The following is an 18,095-nucleotide window of genomic DNA, read 5'->3' as shown; positions in this document are numbered from 1 at the left end:
GTCCTCAGAATAATTGAGGACGCCGCTAAAAATTCGGCTTTCCTCTGAGATTAGAGAACAGAGATGAAGTGCACGTCCTTGACGATCTGCTGACCTTCTGGGCTGAGGCAGAAATCGACGAATTCCTTTACGATAGGACGCATTTCCTTGTTGCCGTCGTGGTAGTAGTAGAGCGGACGAGCAAATGGGTAGTCTGGACGCTCTGGAGTGACGCCGTCTACTGGCAGAGTCTTGATGCCTGGCGTACCGAGGTAAGCGAGGCCAACGTAGCCAATACCATTTGGATTCTCAGCGACTTCCGAGGCGATTTGCTCGTTGCCAGCCATCTTCTGAGAGGCAGGAGCGTAGTCGCGCTTACGAAGAGCCATTTTCTGGAAAACGGCATAAGTACCGGAAGAAGTGTTACGAGTGTAGATGGAGATGTCACCGGAAACGCCATTGATGGAGCTCCAGTCCGCTACGTCGCCAGTGAAGATCTTTTCCACTTCGCGAGCAGAGATTTCATCCATCGGGTTGGATTCGTTGGCGATGACCGCAATGCCGTCGAGAGCGATGGTGATAGACTCCATCTTAACGCCCTTGAGCAAAGCCTTGGACTCTTCTGTCTTTTTCGCTTCGCGAGAGGACATTCCGATATCAGCGGTACCGTCGATGACTGCAGCGACACCTGTGGAAGAACCCTCCGCGGCGATTTCGAAGATAACTTCAACGCCTTCCTTAGACTTGATAGCCTTAAACTCTTCGGCGAGTTGAGGAACCATCTTGGCTCCGAGGGTATCCGACCCCTTGATTACGATCTTCTCAGCCGCGGAAGCGAGACTGACAAAACCGAGAGCAAGAGCTACGAGGGCGCTTTTCTTAGCGATACGTGATACGTTAATTGATTTCATAATTCCTTAGGTTCGTTCGGTAAATAAATTGTATTACCAGATAGGTGATTGTTTTGCGCGGTTCCCTTTAGCCAAGAGCTTAAGTGTCACTTTTCTGTTACGGGAACGTCTTTAAAAGCGTGGCCGGCCAACGGCTTGGGCCACGCGAATTTGGTAGACTCCAGCTTTTAGAACTTAACGGCTGCGTCTACTTGCAGCAGCTTCACGTCGTCCTTCGCCACGACTGGAGCGGTGTACTCCTCATCGATCAGGTCGCTATCCATGTAAGTGAGCCCTGCGGTGAAGAAATCCGTAACCGCGTACTTGTAGCTCAGAACAAACCCCTTGTGGTTGAGGCTGTTCTTCGCGAAGTCAGAATCGGAGAGGTTTGGCGTGTAAGAAGCTCCTTCGAGGTAACGATACTCGATGCCAGCCTGCCAGGTTCCAGTCTTCTTGGCGCTGCCGTACTGGTAGCCAATATTGAAGAACATATCCTGATCGCCGGTATCGATCTCGTTGTAGTAAGGGAAACCGAAGTGGTCTACGGCATCGCCACCCGAGAAGTTCTTACCAAGGGTGCCGAATACCTTTTGGCCGATCCCATTTTCACCTTTGAACTTATATTCTACTGGTACCATCAGCACGTCGAAGTTGCTGAAGTAGGATATCGCGTTTTCGCCACCAAATGAAGCGCTCTCAGAAGCAACCACCTGACCACTTGTCGTGGTGAGGAAAATCGGTGCAACCGTCAGACCGCTGTCGTTGCTCCAAACCGCCTGCGCCGCAAACATGAAGTCGTCTTCCCCACCCTTGTCTTCGCGTTCTTCGCTGATGACGTACTGACCGAGATTGTAAGTGATGCCGCCTGCGGAGAAAGATTCGGAAACGCCCTCGGGGTTGATATCACTATCCCAAAAAGCGGAGCTTATCTTAAACGGGTGCTTGTGCTTGCCAAGCTGGACCGTGACATCGTCGCCTGCGTACTTCATGTAGACGAGGCCTAGACGAACTTCGTCACCAGTCTTATCGAAGAATCCGCCAAAGTTGGCGTTGGTAGAGTCGTTTGCGCTAGAAGTTTCGAGACGGAGCCCCATGGAGTAAGGACTTTCCTTGAACGCGTAATCCGCACCGAAGCGAGCACGGTAACGCCAGCGTTGGCGAGTGCTGGCATCGTCCACATCCTCGGCTTGGAAGCGGAAACGGGCATCGCCGTAAAGCTTAAGACCATCGAGAGCCTTAGGCATCGGCACTGCATTAGCGGCAGGAGCTGATGGAGCAACTGGAGCAGAAGTCGACGCAGCGGCTACCGCTGATTCGACCACGAGCTCTCGCTCAGCCGCGGCAACTTCCGCGACTTCCTGACGGATGGAGGCAGCCTCCTCCTCAGTGAGGATGCCTTTCATTACCAAAACATCCACGAGGATGTCGGCAGTATCGCGCTCTGCGTGAAGCTCGAGCGAGAGTGGAGCGCCCAATAGCGCGCCGGTCAAAACAGCTGATTTAGCAAATTTCGAAATGTTCATTTTGTGATTTGATTACGGGTCTCGGGAGGGGGATGCCCGCCGCGATAGTTGGGCAGAAGACTCCGTTTTTTCCGAAAAGCGAGGGAGATGTAGGCGCTATTCCTAATTATCACCTCGGCGTAACATAGCCGTAACTTGTTCGTAACATTTCATGCCCCATTCACGCTAGCGTTACCTGTTTGTAACTTACGCGTGACACAAATGAGGCAAAATCTCGACCCGTAACGCCCGCTAGTCCTTCAAACGCCGGGTCAATTCCGCCAGCTCTGCAAGCAGTTCATCGTCCGCTAGTTCCAAATCGACCAACCGTTCCAGAGCATCGATAGAGCTTTGAAATTCGCCGGAATCCCGGGCATTTCGGGCAAAGGCAAGCAGGCGTTCGCGATCGTAACAATAGCCGATGAGAAACGCTAACCTCGGGTCAAAGGGGACCTGCACCAAGTCACGGGATTCCGCTTCCAAGCGTGCTTCCCGAGCCTTTTCAAATTCACCAAGCTCTGAGTAGACATCCGGCAATAAATCGTAGGCGAGAGCGGGAGTCGGCTCCGTCAATACAGCCTTCTCCAGCCAATCGCGGGCAGCGGGTAAATCCATTCGCCGAACCTCAATCTCCCCCAAAGCCGCCAAAGCCCAAGGATCCTCCGGTTCTCCTTCTAGGCGGTAATGGAAGGAAATTTCGGCCTCATCGAGCAAACCGCCTTCGAGGTAGGCATCTCCCAAATACAGATAGGCCATCGAGTTGCTGGAATCGAGCTGGATGGAGCGAGAAAAATGCTCGGCCACTTCGGCTTGGTCCGTGCGGTCCAATTTGAGAATCCCTAGCAGATAAGGCCAAAGCGGATTATCAGTCTCGTACGATTCAAGGCCTAGATAGCAAGACTCAGCCTGCCCCGAAAATCCGTTGGCATGAAAGAGAAAGGCGAGTTCCTGAAGCGAATCCAATTGCTCCGCCCCTATTTGTAGCCCCGCGTGGGCGTAGCTGAAACGCTCTATCAACTTCGGATGAGCGCCGGCCAAATCCGGGAGATCCGGCAAAGCTTCCACAATCAAACGATCAAACGGTCGCGGAGCCTCTCGCTCGAACTTCTTAACCATCAGCGACAGACTTCCCATAATGACGAGGGAAATCAGAAGTGGGGCGACCTGTTTGAAAAAACGTTTATACACGATCTGTAAATACGCTCCCTACGCTTCTCAGGATGCGCTTCCCACGCAAGCTCCTTGACACGCGAGCCGATGAAAGTACGGTGACCGACGTGAATAACATTAAGACCACCGCAATTATGATGACCAAAGCGAACACGCCTTGGGCCGGTGGCTTGCGTCAACCTAGATAAGACTGACAGCAATACACTTTCTTGAAAAGCCCGAGGCCGAAACGCCTCGGGCTTTTTGCTTTTCAAAAATCAATCAGCAACGACCACTCACATGCAAACAAGCCAAACACTCGAGCCCAGCCGATCTCGCTCGTTCCCATTCGCAACGGAACGCGCCCCCAGCGTATTTGGGCAACTTACCGATCTCGCGGATCGAGTCGTAGACTACGCCCGAGCTGCGAAAGTCCAACGCTTCCGCTACTGCCGCCGCCCAGCCGCCGCTATCGTTCCTGACTACAATTTGTTGGAAGCGATCGAAAACTTGCGGGCCGAAGTCCACCACGCGGAACGCCAACCGATTTGCCAGACGCTCGCTGTGGAGCTACTGACCAAACTATCCCACCTCGGTGGACAGCCTCCTTGCGAGAACAACGAGCAACAGGAAACGGCGATCCAGATCATAACCATCGCGCTCCTGGCCCTCCGCTAATCTAGTGAGATTTTAGATCCTTGGGCGAATGGCCCTTCAGGATTCTTCGGTTTCCTTGGGCTCATCTCCGCCCGCTTCCGAATCCTCTCCTCCATCGATCAAGAACGAGAGCTTCTCTTCGTTCTCGATGAAGAATCGAGGATCGAGGTCTACTGCCGGCACAAGAAATTCCCGCTTGCTGGGACGATGTACATAACGAGTGTACTTGCGAGTGCGGGCCTTGACGCGCAACACGCGGCGACGTTCCAACATCAAGCCGAGGAATAGCTTCAGCTCCGCATTCTCCTCGGAGAGGGTTCCCTCTTCTTCCCCCTCGAAAAAGCTGATGAACAAATTGTCCGCGGTAAGCTTCAACGCTTCCGCTTCCTCTTTGCCGTCGCTGGGCTTAGGCTTGAACAACTGAGTCCAACGGCAAAGCACATCGCCAGGCATTTCCACTTTGTTCGCTTCCGAGACAAGGGTATCCACGCGAACGAGCTCGCCTTCTCCGTTTTTGACCAAAGCGCAGGCAACGCCATCGTCTTTCGCGAAGTCCTTTCCCGAGTGGTACGATTTAGAAGCGATCGGTGAAATATGCCATTCCATGGCACTCACTATTTGAGGAGCTGCCTCACTGGCTAGAAAAATTTGGGGCTTCGGATTGATTATACGCGGAGAATCCTCTTTAAGGTCAGTTTCCTACGGGACCAGGCGGTCCCGAAATTCAACCAAGACACCCTGGCATGCAACTAAACCGCAAGGTTCGCCCTGAAATCCTCGACTCTGTAGCGCTCCTCGTAATCGACGCTCAAGACAGCTTCATTGACACCATCAGCGACAAGGAAGGATTCCTAAAACGCACCGCTTTCGCCATCGAAGCTGCCCGCTGCCTGAAGCTGAATACCATTTTCACCGAGCAGGCCCCCGAAAAGTTGGGTCGTACCAACAGCGACCTTTACAAGCTGGCCTACAAGCCACGCGTATTCTCCAAGCAAACGTTCTCTGCTCTCGGAGCCCAAGGCATCGAGCGCTACCTGCGCGAAAAAGAAATCTACAATCTTTTGGTAGTGGGTCTCGAAATCCCCATCTGCGTGTACCAGACTGGACTACAGGCCACCGATGAAGACATCGACATCACCTTGCTAAGCGACTGCCTCGGATCTCGCCGCGTAGAAGACGAAGCCCCTACCCTATCCGCATTGACCCGAATGGGCTGCCAGCTCCTCCCTTCGGAAACCGTCTTCTACTCTCTTCTTTCCGATACGCAAAATCCCTACTTCCGCCCCTTCACTCAAATAGTGAAGGCATTTTCAGCGGACGAGTTCTCTCTCGAAAAGTACTTGGAAACCCGCCCGCCCGAAGTGGACGAAACGCCGGAACGCCCTAAAAAGCAAAATAGCGATCGGTCGCAACGGGATGGGAATAAAGAGGGTCAAGCAGACAACCGTTCCCCCAAGCCCCACGAAAACCAGCACGGAAACAATCAAGGCGAAGACCAGGAAGAGCGACGCGGACGGAAGCGCAGTCGCCGCCGCCGCGGTCGTGACAGAGATCGTAAAGATCAGAATGGCGAGCGTAAGCAAGACCAGTCCAGTGAATCGCCTAGAGGTGAAGGACAATCTCCCTCTCCAGAAAAACGAGATCAGGCGACCAAGTCCGAGCAGGAGGAAAAACCCGTTTCGAAACAGCCAGAGAAAAAGAAGCCTGAGAAACCAGCGGATGCGGAAAAAGCCCCTTCACCCAAAAGCGAGCCAACTCCGGTAGCCCCTGAAGCGAAGCCTGCTAAAAAAGCGGCCAAGAAAGCAGCTAAAAAGGCTGCCAAAAAAGCCGCCAAGAAAGCGGCCAAAAAGGTCGCCAAGAAAGCAGCCAAAAAGGTTGCCAAGAAAGTCGCGAAAGAGCCAGCTAGCGAAGTACCGCCGGCTGAATAGTCCTAGACGATAGCGTCGAGTTGCAAACTCGGCGCGATGTCGAGAGAGCCAGCACTACGTATTCGATTTTCGAACACGTGGCTAAAGGCGATCATACCCGCATTGTCGCCCGTGTGGCAACGCTTGGCTAATAGGCTAGCGACACGACGCCTTTTCCCAAGGGCTTCAAACCGCTGTCGCAATACACCATTGTTCGAAACGCCTCCGGAGAGGCCAATGCTCTTGAATCCACCTCGTTTCAGAGCCTTGTCCGCCTTTCGTATCAAAGCATCAACTACGGCTTCCTGATAAGATGCGCAAAGGTTCTTAATATCGGACTCCGCTGCCTCGACGCCCATCTTTTCGACCTGGTACCGAAGACTGGTCTTCAGTCCGGAAAAGCTAAAATCCAAATGCGGCTTATCTACTAAGCCTCTCGGAAAACGATAAGCCTTCGCATCGCCACCCTGAGCGAGCTTCTCGAGTTTTGGGCCGCCCGGATAACCGAGAGCCAACAGTTTAGCCCCTTTATCGAGGGCTTCTCCCGCCGCATCGTCTATCGTCTGGCCTAGGATCGTGAGAGAGCGATCCTTCGAAATCTTTGCCAAAATCGTATTTCCACCCGAAACGATCAAAGAAAGGTGCGGCAAAAGATCATCCGCCAAATGAGAATCGAACTCAGCCGGATTCTCCTCGTAAACCGACACAAACGGAGAATGAGCATGAGCCCTTAAATGATTCACTCCGAAGACTGGCACCTTCCAAGCGAGCGACAGAGAATTCGCCACGGCCAACCCCATTGCGAGGCAGGCTGCTAGACCGGGCCCCGTGGTCACTGCAATTTCGGATACGCCTTCAAAGCCCATTTCCTTGCGAGCTGTTTCCAGTAGCGGAGCGAAATTGTTTAGGTGTTCGCGACTGGCTAGATCCGGAACGACCCCGCCGTATTCGGCATGCAAGGACACTTGGCTGCTTATCCATTCCCCTTTGATGCCGACGCCTCGCTCGAAAAGGGCGAGTGCCGATTCGTCACAAGAACTCTCAATCGCTAAAATCATTTAAGCCTTAATGCACTAGGTCGAAGTTACGAGTCGACAAACAAATTGTCCCTTTACGATCCTTCAAAAAGCCCTCTACCCGGAAAAAGGGTTGAACGGCGAAACCATTCTGGCAGAACTACCTAAAGATCTCTATCGAAGATTCTCTTTTCCTCGTTCTGACAAACTCCAACCCAACAAACTACGAGTTTCATGAAAAAAGCTCTACTGACCCTGACTTTGGGCTTGTTGCCATTCGCAACATCTCAAGCAGACTTCCTCGCCTACGCCGACCTTAACGGCGATCTAGTTCCACTTCCAGAATCGCTCGACGCGATTGCCGAAAAGAGCCCCATGGACCTGATCAAGGTTCAGTACGGCGAATACGAAGGCCCTCAAACACGAATCGGTGTGCTTCCGGTCGAAAACTCGTCCTCTACTGGCAGCTACCAAGTCAATTACGGCAACGGACAAAGCGTCAGCTACTCCGTTGGCGATTTCAATCAGGTGCCCGTAAACGGGATCGACGCCATGATCACCGACATCCTCAACAATACGGGTCGTTTCCGCATCGTTGAGCGCCAAGTCCTAGACAACCTTCTGAACGAGCAGGATCTCGGAGCTTCCGGCCGCATTTCTCAACCTTCAGCCGCAAAAGTGGGTAAGGTTTTGGGCGCCAAAACCTTCATCAAAGCGGTCGTCACCTCCTACGAGCCAAACTTCAAGGGCAACAAGATTGGATTGGGCGGCATTACTGGCGGAGCGCTCGCAGGTGTCAGCGTTGGCGGTTCCAAATCCATGGTCCAAATGGCTTTCCGTCTCATCGACGCGGAGACGAGTGAGGTCACCTTCACCAAGCAAGTAACCGTGGTGACCTCCTCCAAGTCTCTTGGATTCGGCGGAGGAGCTTGGGGCGGCAGCGGCGCTGCGGGGGGAGCTTTCAGCAACTTCTCTAAGGCTCCCATCGGAAAAGCGATGATCGTAGCCGTAAACGTCGGTATCTACGAGCTGATCAAGCAAATCGGAATCGAACCAGCCGAGGGCTCTGTTATTCAGGTAGCCAACGGCCAAGTAATCATCAATCTTGGCGAAGACGTCGTTTCCGTCGGAGACAAACTACAAGCAGTTTCCAAAGGTGAAGAATTTATCGACCCGGAGACAGGCCTCTCTCTCGGTTCTATGGAGACCGTTCTAGGCGAGCTTCAAATAGCCAAAGTCCAAGAGAAGTTCAGTTTCGCCAAGGCGATCGACTTCGATCCGACTACCCTAACCCGTGGAGACAAGGTGATATCCACTGCACCTGTAGCGGCTATCGAATTTGGCGATGCTTGGAAGGATAACGGAGCCCGCGATAAGAAAAACAAAAAGTGGGGAAAGAAAAACTAGTTAGCTTCCCGCGATCTATTTAAAAGAAGCCCGCTACCCAAAAGGTGGCGGGCTTTTTCGTGGGAGCTTACTCCCAAGGGAGACTTAATTTGGGAAATCCAGAGCTAGATTAGATTCAAATAGCGTGACTCACCGGCTGGATTCTGTCTCGTTCCGGTAGCAGCGAAAATGACCAAAGCTACCGAACAGTCCTCCGAACTCTTGACCGCTATTGGAGAGAAGGCGAATGCGGATGGGTTCATTGAACTTCCCGATTTCATCCAAACCGCCCTCTACCACCCGACCTTGGGCTACTACTGCCGTGACAAAAAGCGCGTCGGACGGGAAAGCCAATCCGACTTTTTTACATCGATCAGCCTAAAAGAGGCTTTCGGCGAGATAGTGCTAGAGGCCACGCTTGAGCTACTAAAAGCCGAAGGGCTGGAAGCAGCTGATACGCATTGGGTGGAGCTTGGAGCCGAACCGGGGGGAACCCTATTCGATCAAGATCTGCCGCACTTCAAAAGCATCTCCACTATCGGGGTCGGCCAAGCATTGGAGATCCCAGAGCAAGCGGTTGTTTTTTCCAACGAACTCTTCGACGCCCAAACATTTCGCCAGATTCGCTTCGATGGCTCCCAATGGGTAGAATTTGGAGTTCGGGCAGAGGATTCGAAATTCGTGTGGGCTCCACGAAAGGAGCTAAGCGAGGAAGTTTTGCCCTATGTGGATCAGCTGGAAACGGATTTGCCGTCCGGATATACCATCGACCTTCCCCTCGGAGCTAATATTCTCGCCTCTCGAATCGCCAAGCTCGATTGGTCGGGCGTCTTTCTAGCCTTCGACTACGGCAAAGTCTGGAAAGCGATGGCTGCGGACACACCACAGGGAACGGCGCGTGCTTACAAATCCCACCAGCAGCTCCCTAATATACTAGAGGCGCCGGGCGAGATAGACATCACTCACCACATTTGCTGGGACCACATTGAGGATATTCTTCAAAATAACCGTTTCGAAAAACTCAGCCTGCAAAGCCAGGAAGCATTTATAGTGCGTCGTGCCCCCAATTTCCTCCAGAAAGCCTTCGATCCCAATCTACCTGCCTTTTCGCCCGTTCGCCAAAAGCTGAAAGAATTGATGCACCCGGCCATGATGGGGCAAAAGTTCCAAGCCTTGACTGCGATCCGTAAGCTCGCCAGGTAGATACTCGACAGACTTGGCCGTCAAAAAATTTCCATTTGGTTCTTGCCAAGGTCCCCCTCGAACCATTTCTTCCCCGTTTCTCAACCAATTTCCACCATGGCAAGAATCTGCGCAATTACAGGCAAACGTCCAACCACTGGCTCCATCATCCACCGCAAGGGCCAGTCCAAGAAAAGCGGCGGTATCGGCACGCACGTCACCAAGACGACCAAGCGTAAGTTCCGTCCAAACGTACAACGCATCCGCGTACGTCTTGCTTCCGGGCAAGTGAAACGCATGTGGGTAAGCGCTAAGGCCATCAAGGCTGGACTCGTTGAAAAGGCGTAAGTCCCTCCTAGATAAACACTTTCAAAAACCGCTAATCCGTTGAGGATTGGCGGTTTTTTTGTGTCCACCCGGCACAAAAAAGGAGTTTCAAAACCGAAAGGCTACGAAGCTAGCGCTGACAACGGTTAAAAAAAACTCCTCAGGGATCCGGCTATTCGACGGACGACTAGATCTGGAAATCTGCTTGGCCAGATATCTCGTGCAGCCCGCACTCCCGTTTTAAGCCGCCAAATCGAGTATCTTCCTCAGTCATTCCGGGCATCAATTTGGAAGTACTATGCCAGTCGCCCAGAGAAACATAACCTTCATCCCATAGTGGATGGTACGGCAACTTGTTGGCTGTCAGGTACTCGTGCATCTTCCGATTATCCCAATCCAGGATGGGATAGATCTTGGTGAGCTTGTTCTGCTTTTCAGCGATCGGACGTTCACTGCGACCGGAGCTTTGGCTGCGACGAAGACCCGCTAACCAAGCTTTAGCTCCCAACTCGCGAACCGCGCGGTCCATGGGCTCGACCTTGTTGATCAATCCATACTGCTTGAGACCCGCTTCCCCATTTTCCCAAAGCTTGCCAAAAAGAGCCTCTTGTTCCGCAGCGGAAATCTTGGCCTGATACTTTTTGAGGTTAAGCCCCAAACGATCCGTTAACTCGACCGCGAAACGGTAGGTCTCCGGAAAAAGGTACCCCGTATCTATGAACACGACCGGGATATCAGGCAAAATGGAGCTCACCAGGTGCAACATTACGGCAGAGTGAGTCCCGAAGCTGGTAGTCATGATCAACTCGTCGCCGAATTTCTCCGCTGCCCACTGGATTCGCTCTTCTGCGCTTGCTCCTTCCAAATCGATTTCTTGTGAGTCCATTGTATCAAGTACTGCGTCCATTGCTTAACTTAAGTAAATTGGTTATTTTATAGATGTTTATCTAGAGCAAGCACGTTTTTAGCAGTTTCAGGACTGCGCAAAACTCATTTGAGGAGCGCTTTGAGTATCTTGATATACGGAAATCCCACAGAAAACCGGCCCAAGGCCGGGTAGTTTCAAAAAGCCTAAAAATTCACATCAAGGCTCCGGATGCCCTGCCGATTATCCCCCTGCAGGGTGTTGACCTTCACTACGTAGTGACCTCTACCCATCCTAAGCCTAGCAACTTTGCCTCATCCCAAGTCTAATCATGCTCAAGAACCTATCCATCCAAGCTCGCCTTTATTCGCTCATCGGAGTGTTCGCCTCCCTATTCCTCATCGTAGGTTTGATTGGCCTCAAGGGGGCCTCAGAAACACGTTCCCTTGTGGACGGCATCGAGCAAAAAAGCGATTTGGACCCCCAAACCATCGAGCAAATCGAGCAATTAGCCACCTCTTCAAGCACATCGTTGAAGCTCACATCCATCGCCCTTGTGGTAGGTTTAGGCGCCACGTGTTTCTTTGTATTCAATTTGAATGCTTCTATCACCAAGCCACTGAACGAGGTTGAATCCTCCCTGATGGCCATGGCGGAGCAAACCGGAGCGGCCGCCTCTTTGGTCTCGACCTCAAGTCAAGGACTGGCCGACGGATCTAGCCGGCAGGCCTCCTCCATCCAACAAACCGCAGCTGCTCTTTCCGAACTTTCAGACACCACTTCCCGCACTGCTCACAATGCGAACCAAGCTCGGTCTATGGCCAATGAAACTCGATCTGCAGCTGAAGAGGGCTCGAGTGGAATGAGCGAGATGATAGACGCAATGAACGCAATCAAGTCTTCGAGCGACAACATCGCTAACATCATCAAGACTATCGACGAAATCGCTTTCCAAACGAACATCCTCGCCCTGAACGCCGCAGTGGAGGCCGCCCGAGCGGGCGAAGCGGGAGCAGGCTTCGCCGTAGTTGCCGACGAGGTACGAGGCCTGGCCCAACGTTGCGCATCCGCAGCGAAGGACACCGAGTCGCAAATCGAAGATTCCATTCTTCGCTCTGAACGGGGCGTAGAAATTTCGAGCCGCGTCGGGGAATCTTTCGAAAATATCCTGAGCAAAGCTCGAAGCGTAAACGATTTGGTCGAGGAAATCTCCACCGCCAGCCAAGAGCAGACCCAGAGCATCTCTCAAATCAATGGTGCCGTCGGGGAATTGAACCGGGACATTCAGGTGAATTCCTCCACAGCCGAGGAGGCTGCCAGCACCTCTGAAGAGTTGTCCTCCCAAGCGGAGACCATGCAACACACCGTCATGGAGCTGCAAAGAATTTTGAGCGGGAAAAGCCCAGCTCCAATCAAGACTTCGACGAAGAAAAAGCATGACTCTTCTGATTCGGAGATGGATTGGAGTGAAATTTCCCGCCAGTCGAACAGACCCCAAGAAGCAACCTTCTTCAATTAAAGTCCAAATCGACTCACAAAACGACTCAGGCCGAGCTCTCGCCAGCTCGGCCTGTTTGCGTTTTACGGGGCAGCGTTCGCAGCCTACCTACCCCCAAAACCTTTCCAAGCTGGTGTCGCGGGGACAGAGAGACTATCGATACACATGCCATAGTTAACGCCATTAACTCGTTAACCCACACATACTATGCCGCTAAAAATCTACGTCGATTTCGCCTTGGGGCCAAAGCCCTTGGAGCTTCTCAAAAAAGGTGTTGGAGCCCATCAGCTTCTCCTTCCCTCCAAACCAGCAGCGTCCGTTCTGACAAAACCTGAGGTCGATCCCAGCTTTTACCAAGCGGACATAGCCTTCGGTCAGCCGGATCTGGAAGCGATCGACAAAGCGGAATCCTTAAAGTGGATACAAATCAACACGTCCGGAATTACCGCCTTCGATACTCCAGGCTTCAGAGAGAAGATGGAGAAACGGAGCATCCCCGTCTGTAACAGCGCCAACGTTTATAACGAAGCCTGTGCCGACCACCTTTTTGCCTTTATGCTGGCCCAGTCGAGGCGACTCGTAGAAGGGCTCGCCTCCCAAGCCGCTAATGGCTCGCCAGAGTGGCTCAAGCTCCGCAGCGATAGCGGCTCATTGAAGGGACAGTCGGCGTTGATTCTTGGATACGGAGCCATAGGCTCTCGGCTCGTAGAGCTCCTGGCGCCCTTTCGCATGAATGTGACCGCATATCGCCGCAAAGCTCGCGGCGATGAACCAATTCCCGTCGTCGGACCCAATGAACTTTCTAGCGAACTGGCAAAAGCGGACCATGTGATCAACATCCTGCCAGACAGCGAAGCGACCAAGGATTTCTTCGACGCAGCCCGATTCTCAGACTGCAAAAAAGGGAGCGTATTCTACAATATCGGACGCGGCACCACGGTTGACCAGAAAGCGCTGGAGGTAGCATTAACCAGCGGCCAACTCAAAGAGGCCTGGCTCGACGTGACCAATCCAGAACCCTTGCCAGCCGAGCATCCACTCCGAGCCCTCGCGAATTGCTACATCACGCCGCATATCGCGGGCGGTTATCTGGGCGAATCAGAAGGCTGCGTCCAGCATTTCCTGGACAATCTGAAACGATTCGAAAACGGGGAAACGCTGGTCAATCGGGTTATGTAGCCTCGTTTGGCCTTATCTAAAGACGAGGGTTTTTGACCCACGAACCGTAGACTGGGTTCGGCAGCACAATATATTCCCTGCCGAAGGAGTCGAAATCCTCTTCGTCATCAGAAACTGCGAGGTCCTGCTCCATAGCAGGAAAATCGTGAATGTTATCGCCAAAATACATCACGATTTCGAAAGCCTTGAGGCCCCGCTTAGCCTTACCGCTCTCGATCAAATTCCACCTAGGAGTCTTGTTGCCTTCTTCGTCCATCAACAAAACAACGTCGAAATCCACCCCGAGTTCCTTCAGGTTTTTCTCAGTCGCCTTTTGAACAACTACACTCCGATTCGAAACGACAGCAACCTTGCCTCCCAACTCCTTGACTCGCTGGATAAACTCCACCGAACCAGGGACAGCCGGTGCCTCCATTCGCTCGCACCAAGCATTCCAAACATCTAGATCAAATTTCCTGCCCATGCGCTCTTTGGCTTCAAGCGAGTTGTCTAAAATCGTTTCATCCGCGTCGAGAGCAACTCCCCAAGATTTTCCCTCGAATTCACCTGACGCCACTCTTTGCTCAAGTTCGATAGTCGCCGCTCGGTAAATCTGGCGAACCAAAGCTTCATACTCGGCGGAGTTCCGCACCCAGTGAAGATCAAGGCTCATGTCAGCCCAAGCGTCGCCTCCGACGAGAGCGTATTCTAGGGTCAAAGCGAGCCTAAGACCTGCCTGCTTCAAGCGTTGCTCAACCAGCCAAAGGTGGTCGTAAACGTAGCGATAGCTACCGCTATACCCTTCCTCCGGCATTTCGTAGGCGAATTTTCGATACTCGGCAGACTCTTCCAGCCAACGCATAACATCTGGCTCAGGCCCATCTTCGATCTCGACCTTGACACGGCGATCCAAGGATTCCGCCAGTTCCGAGAATGAGTAATCGGTATAGTCAATAAGCCCCGTATCCCAAATTCGATGAGCATTGGTGCTTTCGCCGAAGAACTCGCCACGAATCGAATTTCCTCCGCGATCTTCTCCTCTGCCGGCATGCAGAGGTTGATGCAAATCTGCGACCAAGTGGGTAATCCATCTTACCGCATCGAGTTTCATCTCTTTGCTACTGGACTCGTCCTTCAAAAGCTCGATCGATTCGGTGAGCTTCACGTAAGCGTCTCCCTCGGGATTCTTCTCGCTATCCTCGTAGCTGACACCATCAGGCGTGTTCACATAATGCCAAGGCCCCGTGTGCGCCATATCAGGGTCGGAGCGGATCCAATCCGCCCAGGTGGAAACCTCGACCAAGCTCTCGTCTCCTAAAATCTCCGACAAGGCCATCTTTGCCTCGGGTGATAGGTGCTCTTCAGCAATTCGCCCTACCACTCGGTGGCCCTTAGCCCCCCAAGCCCAGCAGCTTGCGATAATTGAACTCGCTCCTAAAATAAGAACGGCCAGACGCGCGAGACGTTTCGACACAACTCCACTGAATCCCCAAACAAAAGCAGGTTTACGCAACATTCCGCACTAAGTGACAAATTTGCTGCCGCCTCGCAAGTTCGGAACACACTACGGCGCAAACCCGCTACAATTCGTTTGTCGCCTGGAGCAAAGCCATTTCAACCAATCGAAGAGGTGCCGTTTCCAGAGAGCCAAACGCCTTATCCTTTGTCCGACCTGTATTAGGTGAAGCGATACCGCAAAGATATTTTGCCGCTTCCCAGCTAGATTCAAATTTATCTCCCACTTTTTCGCAGAACTGCCGAACAATCGACAAAGTTGCCTCGCTCAACTCTTCTGCAGGCGGGCTAAGCTTAGCAGTCGCTCCTGTCTTGCAGTATCCACAATGCCCACACGACTCCTTCAGGTCCTCTCCGAAATAGCTCAGGAGATAGCGAGTCTTGCATCCCTCGTGGTTAATTAGAGTCACTACATCTTGGATTCGATCGATTCCGCCTCGCTCATTTCGCTGAACCTTATCCCTCAACATGGCAGCCGTTTCTTGAAGTTCTGGTCTCTTGAGGAGCCTAAATCCTTGTCTCAAGCCACTAACGCCGACCTCCAACAAACCATTTTCCTCTAAATAATTGAAAGCCTTAACGATGCGTGCCCGTTCCACCGAAAGACTGTTTACCGCTGTATCCAAATTCAAGTAACTCCAAAGCTTCTTCTCGTCCGCTAAAGAGAGTATATCGCGAAGGAACTGCCCAGGTTCACCTTGAAATCGAGAGAGCAATTCAGCTTTAGGTTTGAGGTACTTGAATTTGTATTCGCTATAAAATGGACTCGTAAATTTGAGAATACCTTCCAGCTCCAGATAGGTAAGCAAGGTACTCAGAACGAGAGGACGAATATTCGTTTGTTTCGAAAAGTGATACAACGACAAGTCGAAGACATCCTCCCGAGCTAGGATATACCGCACAAAGCCCTCTATCGATTGAGGCTGCGGAGTGTCTCCATAAACGAAGTTCTCCAAAACCAAAAGGTCTTGGCTTCCGCCTAAAACCTCACAATGAGAAGGCAAGCCATCGCGACCGGCTCGCCCGATCTCTTGAGAATAGTTTTCTAGCGTTTTGGGTAAATTGTAATGAAAGACACGACGTATATCCGATTTGTCGATACCCATTCCGAAAGCGATGGTGGCTACGACGATTCCGTCTTCCGACTCCATAAACCAATCTTGAATTTGAGAACGGAGATCACTTTTCATTCCAGCATGATAAGCTCGAGATAAAAAGCCACGCTCTGTAAGGCGTTCGGCCAGAATCTCTGCCGTTTTCTGTAGAGTGACATACACGACGGTCGCTCCTCCGGGCGTAGCGGCGAGTCTATTCACTAAGACTTCAAGACGGTCTTCTTCCTCAGTCGGACTGAAAGCCAAGAAAAGGTTTGGTCTATGAAATCCGGTATTAATGTAGGCATTGGGAGGAATATCAAATTCCTCCCTGATGTCATCCACAACTGCAGGCGTAGCAGTCGCCGTAAGAGCCAATACTCGCCCTACATTCAGGGCCTTAGCTGCAATAGCGAGTTTGAGGTATTCCGGTCTGAAGTTATGCCCCCATTCTGATATGCAGTGAGCTTCGTCGATCACCAGAAGCGAGATTTCCATCCCTTCGAGCGAAGCAAAAAAACGCTCGTTGGATATTCTTTCAGGAGCAACGTAGAGCAGTTTCAGGTCTCCATTTCTTAGGTCTCGATAAACGTTTTTGGTTTCCTCGGAACTGAGGCTTGAATCCAAGCGAGCCACCTTGATTCCTCGGCTCTGCAAGAATTCGACCTGATCCTTCATCAGAGCGATCAAAGGGGAGACAACGATCGTTACGCCTTCTAGAAGCAAAGCGGGCAACTGGTAACAAAGACTTTTGCCACTCCCCGTGGGGAAAACCGCGAGAGCAGAATTACCCTGCAGGACTTGGTCTATGATTTCAATCTGACCCGGTCGAAAATCCTCAAATCCAAAAACGTGCCGCAGCGTGTTATACGCCTCAGGCATTTTATCTGCTGAACGTTTTCCCACTTAAATCGCTATTTCTCAATCAACAGCGCTTCTAAAGAAGCGAGCAAGATTTCGAAAACCGCATCCGGATTCGTGATACGTTCGCAAGCCCAATGCCGCCCCCCCGCTTCAGGACTAAAATTCACCTCGCCATCCTCTTCGATCGAAACAGTGCCGTGACGCCCAAGATAGAGCTCCGGAGCCACCATAGATACGGTGGTATGCACATCATGCATCACCGAATTAATCCCAAACTTAGCTTGGTCCATAGCCTCCGGCGCCTGCAAAAGATCTAGTAGTTGCTGCAATTTCTCGGGCTCGGAGCTCAGAGTATCCTTGAGACGGTTTGCTCGCTCTTCCGTGAACGTCAGTTGATGCGTGCAATCCATCGGAAAGAGAGCGATCGGTATTCCACTTTCCAATACAACTTTTGCATCATGTGGAGCTTGCTGAAAATTGAATTCAGCCGTTTCTGTGATATTCCCTTTGCGGGCGATAGGTTTCTCGCTGGTTCGCTTTAGATTCTCATCGACTCGATAACCCTGCATCGGGTCAATGCATCCTCCCATGATTCGAATCTCTTTCAATCGAGCCATAGTCTCGGGAGCTTGCCGAATCGCTTCAGCGACATTCGTTTGCGGTCCGGTAGCAATCAGAGTGATAGAATCTTCGATCTCTTGCTCAAGACGCTCCAGAAGGAAGTCCACTGTCGATTGTTCTTCTGGCAAATAGCTCGAAAGCGGGAGAACTGCGTCCCCTAAACCGGTTCTTCCGTGTGCCTCATCGCCCTCCGGTTGAAACTCCTTGCCACTGGGAGCCAAGGCTCCGGGATAGCGAGAGATTTGAGAATCCATCCCGAGGAAGCGGAGCATAGCTCCCGCATTATCCAAATTTTGATTATGGGTAGCATTTCCAAACGTAACGGTCGCCCCCAATAGTTCGTATTCAGTTGGTCGAGACAATAGTATGCTGGCCAACTGCATAACATCCCCACCCCAATCACTGTCGATGATTACACTCCGCATGTATGGGGAGAATCATCAATGAGCAAAGGATCGGCAAGCCTTTGCGTCAGCAAAATGAGC

Annotated in this window: 16 protein-coding genes; 7 read left to right on the top strand and 9 right to left on the bottom strand. The window is 52.0% G+C overall.

Annotation, left to right across the window (positions count from 1 at the left end; all coding sequences use genetic code 11):
- Nucleotides 1-50 precede the first annotated feature (50 nt).
- From H5P27_RS02850 to H5P27_RS02840, 3 genes are all read right to left on the bottom strand, one after another.
- Nucleotides 51-890: a phosphate ABC transporter substrate-binding protein gene (locus H5P27_RS02850; protein ID WP_185658863.1), complete on the bottom strand. Its 840-nt coding sequence runs from the start codon at nucleotides 888-890 to the stop codon at nucleotides 51-53.
- Nucleotides 891-1,057: 167 nt separating this feature from the next.
- A complete protein-coding gene (locus tag H5P27_RS02845) occupies nucleotides 1,058-2,392 on the bottom strand; it encodes a putative porin (RefSeq protein ID WP_185658862.1) in 1,335 nt (444 codons plus the stop codon).
- A gap of 231 nt (nucleotides 2,393-2,623) precedes the next feature.
- Nucleotides 2,624-3,559 (bottom strand): tetratricopeptide repeat protein, encoded by a 936-nt coding sequence (locus H5P27_RS02840; RefSeq protein WP_185658861.1) that lies wholly within the window; start codon nucleotides 3,557-3,559, stop codon nucleotides 2,624-2,626.
- A gap of 261 nt (nucleotides 3,560-3,820) precedes the next feature.
- Here H5P27_RS02840 and H5P27_RS02835 point away from each other — a divergent pair, with 261 nt between their 5' ends.
- Complete coding sequence (locus tag H5P27_RS02835; protein ID WP_185658860.1) at nucleotides 3,821-4,198, top strand: hypothetical protein; 378 nt, start codon at nucleotides 3,821-3,823, stop codon at nucleotides 4,196-4,198.
- A gap of 36 nt (nucleotides 4,199-4,234) precedes the next feature.
- On the opposite strand, the gene H5P27_RS02830 is transcribed toward H5P27_RS02835, so the two are convergent.
- A complete protein-coding gene (locus tag H5P27_RS02830) occupies nucleotides 4,235-4,783 on the bottom strand; it encodes a hypothetical protein (protein ID WP_185658859.1) in 549 nt (182 codons plus the stop codon).
- Between the two features lie 137 nt (nucleotides 4,784-4,920).
- Here H5P27_RS02830 and H5P27_RS02825 point away from each other — a divergent pair, with 137 nt between their 5' ends.
- Nucleotides 4,921-6,105 carry an isochorismatase family protein gene (locus tag H5P27_RS02825; RefSeq protein WP_185658858.1) on the top strand — a complete coding sequence of 395 codons (1,185 nt, stop codon included), beginning with the start codon at nucleotides 4,921-4,923 and terminating at the stop codon, nucleotides 6,103-6,105.
- 2 nt (nucleotides 6,106-6,107) lie between these two features.
- Here H5P27_RS02825 and tsaD read toward each other — a convergent pair whose 3' ends face one another.
- The gene (gene tsaD, locus H5P27_RS02820) at nucleotides 6,108-7,142 is read right to left on the bottom strand and encodes a tRNA (adenosine(37)-N6)-threonylcarbamoyltransferase complex transferase subunit TsaD (protein ID WP_185658857.1); all 1,035 of its coding nucleotides are present in this window, start codon (nucleotides 7,140-7,142) and stop codon (nucleotides 6,108-6,110) included.
- Between the two features lie 192 nt (nucleotides 7,143-7,334).
- Here tsaD and H5P27_RS02815 point away from each other — a divergent pair, with 192 nt between their 5' ends.
- The 3 genes from H5P27_RS02815 (at nucleotide 7,335) to rpmB (ending at nucleotide 10,016) form a co-directional block, all read left to right on the top strand.
- Nucleotides 7,335-8,507 carry a CsgG/HfaB family protein gene (locus H5P27_RS02815; protein ID WP_185658856.1) on the top strand — a complete coding sequence of 391 codons (1,173 nt, stop codon included), beginning with the start codon at nucleotides 7,335-7,337 and terminating at the stop codon, nucleotides 8,505-8,507.
- 168 nt (nucleotides 8,508-8,675) lie between these two features.
- Nucleotides 8,676-9,689, top strand: coding sequence for an SAM-dependent methyltransferase (locus tag H5P27_RS02810; protein WP_185658855.1), 1,014 nt, complete (start codon nucleotides 8,676-8,678; stop codon nucleotides 9,687-9,689).
- Between the two features lie 96 nt (nucleotides 9,690-9,785).
- Nucleotides 9,786-10,016: a 50S ribosomal protein L28 gene (gene rpmB, locus H5P27_RS02805; protein WP_185658854.1), complete on the top strand. Its 231-nt coding sequence runs from the start codon at nucleotides 9,786-9,788 to the stop codon at nucleotides 10,014-10,016.
- 166 nt (nucleotides 10,017-10,182) lie between these two features.
- Here the strand turns inward: rpmB and H5P27_RS02800 are convergent, their stop codons facing one another.
- Complete coding sequence (locus H5P27_RS02800; protein ID WP_221774581.1) at nucleotides 10,183-10,902, bottom strand: phosphoadenylyl-sulfate reductase; 720 nt, start codon at nucleotides 10,900-10,902, stop codon at nucleotides 10,183-10,185.
- A 289-nt stretch (nucleotides 10,903-11,191) separates the two neighbouring features.
- Here H5P27_RS02800 and H5P27_RS02795 point away from each other — a divergent pair, with 289 nt between their 5' ends.
- Both H5P27_RS02795 and H5P27_RS02790 read left to right on the top strand, forming a co-directional pair.
- The gene (locus H5P27_RS02795) at nucleotides 11,192-12,379 is read left to right on the top strand and encodes a methyl-accepting chemotaxis protein (RefSeq protein ID WP_185658853.1); all 1,188 of its coding nucleotides are present in this window, start codon (nucleotides 11,192-11,194) and stop codon (nucleotides 12,377-12,379) included.
- Nucleotides 12,380-12,565: 186 nt separating this feature from the next.
- Nucleotides 12,566-13,537: a D-2-hydroxyacid dehydrogenase gene (locus H5P27_RS02790; protein ID WP_185658852.1), complete on the top strand. Its 972-nt coding sequence runs from the start codon at nucleotides 12,566-12,568 to the stop codon at nucleotides 13,535-13,537.
- A gap of 16 nt (nucleotides 13,538-13,553) precedes the next feature.
- Here the strand turns inward: H5P27_RS02790 and H5P27_RS02785 are convergent, their stop codons facing one another.
- From H5P27_RS02785 to H5P27_RS02775, 3 genes are all read right to left on the bottom strand, one after another.
- Nucleotides 13,554-14,990: a S1/P1 nuclease gene (locus H5P27_RS02785; RefSeq protein WP_185658851.1), complete on the bottom strand. Its 1,437-nt coding sequence runs from the start codon at nucleotides 14,988-14,990 to the stop codon at nucleotides 13,554-13,556.
- A 106-nt stretch (nucleotides 14,991-15,096) separates the two neighbouring features.
- Nucleotides 15,097-17,007, bottom strand: coding sequence for a RecQ family ATP-dependent DNA helicase (locus tag H5P27_RS02780; protein WP_185658850.1), 1,911 nt, complete (start codon nucleotides 17,005-17,007; stop codon nucleotides 15,097-15,099).
- A gap of 32 nt (nucleotides 17,008-17,039) precedes the next feature.
- Complete coding sequence (locus H5P27_RS02775) at nucleotides 17,040-18,035, bottom strand: nucleoside hydrolase (RefSeq protein ID WP_185658849.1); 996 nt, start codon at nucleotides 18,033-18,035, stop codon at nucleotides 17,040-17,042.
- Nucleotides 18,036-18,095 lie beyond the last annotated feature (60 nt).

The organism is Pelagicoccus albus (assembly GCF_014230145.1).
Classification (GTDB): Bacteria; Verrucomicrobiota; Verrucomicrobiia; order Opitutales; family Opitutaceae; genus Pelagicoccus; species Pelagicoccus albus.
This window is presented reverse-complemented; position numbering and strand designations above follow the sequence as displayed.

Coding starts and splice junctions, on each gene's coding strand:
- H5P27_RS02790 (WP_185658852.1), top strand. CDS start 12,566: ATGCCGCTAAAAATCTACGTCGATTTCGCCTTGGGGCCAAAGCCCTTG.
- H5P27_RS02800 (WP_221774581.1), bottom strand. CDS start 10,902: ATGGACGCAGTACTTGATACAATGGACTCACAAGAAATCGATTTGGAA.
- H5P27_RS02835 (WP_185658860.1), top strand. CDS start 3,821: ATGCAAACAAGCCAAACACTCGAGCCCAGCCGATCTCGCTCGTTCCCA.
- H5P27_RS02830 (WP_185658859.1), bottom strand. CDS start 4,783: ATGGAATGGCATATTTCACCGATCGCTTCTAAATCGTACCACTCGGGA.
- tsaD (WP_185658857.1), bottom strand. CDS start 7,142: ATGATTTTAGCGATTGAGAGTTCTTGTGACGAATCGGCACTCGCCCTT.
- H5P27_RS02825 (WP_185658858.1), top strand. CDS start 4,921: ATGCAACTAAACCGCAAGGTTCGCCCTGAAATCCTCGACTCTGTAGCG.
- H5P27_RS02795 (WP_185658853.1), top strand. CDS start 11,192: ATGCTCAAGAACCTATCCATCCAAGCTCGCCTTTATTCGCTCATCGGA.
- H5P27_RS02845 (WP_185658862.1), bottom strand. CDS start 2,392: ATGAACATTTCGAAATTTGCTAAATCAGCTGTTTTGACCGGCGCGCTA.
- H5P27_RS02815 (WP_185658856.1), top strand. CDS start 7,335: ATGAAAAAAGCTCTACTGACCCTGACTTTGGGCTTGTTGCCATTCGCA.
- rpmB (WP_185658854.1), top strand. CDS start 9,786: ATGGCAAGAATCTGCGCAATTACAGGCAAACGTCCAACCACTGGCTCC.
- H5P27_RS02850 (WP_185658863.1), bottom strand. CDS start 890: ATGAAATCAATTAACGTATCACGTATCGCTAAGAAAAGCGCCCTCGTA.
- H5P27_RS02780 (WP_185658850.1), bottom strand. CDS start 17,007: ATGCCTGAGGCGTATAACACGCTGCGGCACGTTTTTGGATTTGAGGAT.
- H5P27_RS02775 (WP_185658849.1), bottom strand. CDS start 18,035: ATGCGGAGTGTAATCATCGACAGTGATTGGGGTGGGGATGTTATGCAG.
- H5P27_RS02810 (WP_185658855.1), top strand. CDS start 8,676: ATGACCAAAGCTACCGAACAGTCCTCCGAACTCTTGACCGCTATTGGA.